The following is a 1,514-nucleotide window of genomic DNA, read 5'->3' as shown; positions in this document are numbered from 1 at the left end:
CCAGCTCCGCTATCATGCGATTTTTACCGAGCACATCACGAACCGCATTTTGTCCATCGCGTCGCAGATCATCAATTTGCGTACTCAACGCCTCGGCGTGTTTTTCTCCGTCGCGTGTTGTGTCAATGTCGCGATAATTTTCAATCAGCAAAGCTTTAGTGAAACTGTAAACCGCGTGTCGGTAGCGGAAAATATACGCCGTAGTGTCGTTGATAGCAGGAGAAGGAACCGCAGCCAGTGAAGCAAAGCCGTTTTCTTCCTGTTCTTGTTGCCACACAGCGAGCAATTGATTGACATATAACACCGCTTCAACAGTGATATGTATCAATCGTTCAGTTGTCACTGCTCCGCTCAGGCGCATCGAATTACGCAAATCAGCGAGCGTGATATCCGGCCAGAATGTACCGGAAGTGACTTTTGCCCCACCGTCATTGATATCTGCATGAGTATCGATAGAACGGGGTTGTTTGGCTGCTACTAAGCTCATAATCCACCTGCTGAAAGAAACGGCGGTGAACGGCAAAACGGACTGAGTTTAAAAACCGGTCTGATCACCGTGCCGCCTGGCACGCGGGGTGCATTCAGTTAACGTGAAGATTTATTCTTCGCCGCTGTTGTTTTTGCCTTGGTCGTTTTTTTCCCCGTCGCCGCTGGCTTCGTCTTTGGGGACTCAGTTACTGCGCTATCTGGTGAGGCCGGGCCATCAGCGGCCTTTTTTAATTCTCGCGTCAGAGTTTCGATATCTTTTTTCACCCCGATATTGGCAAACAATAACAATGCTTGCTGCATGAGGAATAATGCGCGTTCTTTGTCTGCTCGCTGCTTACTGAGGCGCAGGGTATACGCCACTGTTTTAAACAGCTTGGCTCTAACTTGATTGGGCATGTCCAATGATTCAACCAATTCAGCAAGTCGCTCAAGTATTGCGAGAGGGACAGGCTCAACGGACTCGCTACACGCTGAAAAAATCGTTAGGGCTTTATCGCAAATCTCATCTACTAATAATGGTCCTACGGTACGGCGATAGTGATCGGGCAAGGGCAGGTTATGGCGAATGACATACTCGGCCAGCGTCAGTGCCCGCGCGTAATTACCAATGTCCATACTCCAAATCATCACGTGAATGAGTACCTCGTCGGCCTGCCCGGTACCGGCTGCCAACACTCCGTCAACCCAACTGTCATAATGCGCAATGACTTCGCGTTTGTAATCAATTTTTCGCTCTGTGCCTTGCAGGTCAGATAACCGTGACTGATCAATGCGCAGGCGGTGTAATATCTGTTCATAGGCGGTCAGCGCTTCCGATGACATAGTTTCATCGCCACGGCGTGAAGCCATAACCTGTTGCCAATGTTGTTGTGCCGGTGTCAGCATCATTCCCCCTCGTGCCAGTGCCGCATGATGACGGCACCAGATACTGTGACTTATTCTTCGCCGCTGCTTTTTGCGCTTGCCAACGAAATCCCCTCAATCAGACAACTCAGGCCGTAGTCTTCAATAACATAACCGTCATT

General features: G+C 49.7%; 2 protein-coding genes. Both read right to left on the bottom strand.

The annotated features are described in order from the left end of the window. Positions 1-487 (bottom strand): head completion/stabilization protein (locus tag LG003_RS22880; protein WP_262981748.1); only part of this gene is annotated, 487 nt, incomplete at its 3' end. A gap of 98 nt (positions 488-585) precedes the next feature. Further along, positions 586-1,377, bottom strand: a complete 792-nt coding sequence (gene gpM / locus LG003_RS22875) for a phage terminase small subunit (RefSeq protein ID WP_262981747.1) — start codon at positions 1,375-1,377, stop codon at positions 586-588. Between the last annotated feature and the right edge of the window lie 137 nt (positions 1,378-1,514).

Source organism: Photorhabdus kleinii, assembly GCF_025384885.1.
Taxonomy (GTDB): Bacteria; Pseudomonadota; Gammaproteobacteria; order Enterobacterales; family Enterobacteriaceae; genus Photorhabdus; species Photorhabdus kayaii.
Note: the sequence above shows the minus strand (reverse complement) of the source record. Positions and strands in the feature narration are given on the sequence as shown.

Excerpts from the sequence above, each read along its gene's own strand:
- gpM (WP_262981747.1), bottom strand. The coding sequence starts at position 1,377 with ATGATGCTGACACCGGCACAACAACATTGGCAACAGGTTATGGCTTCA.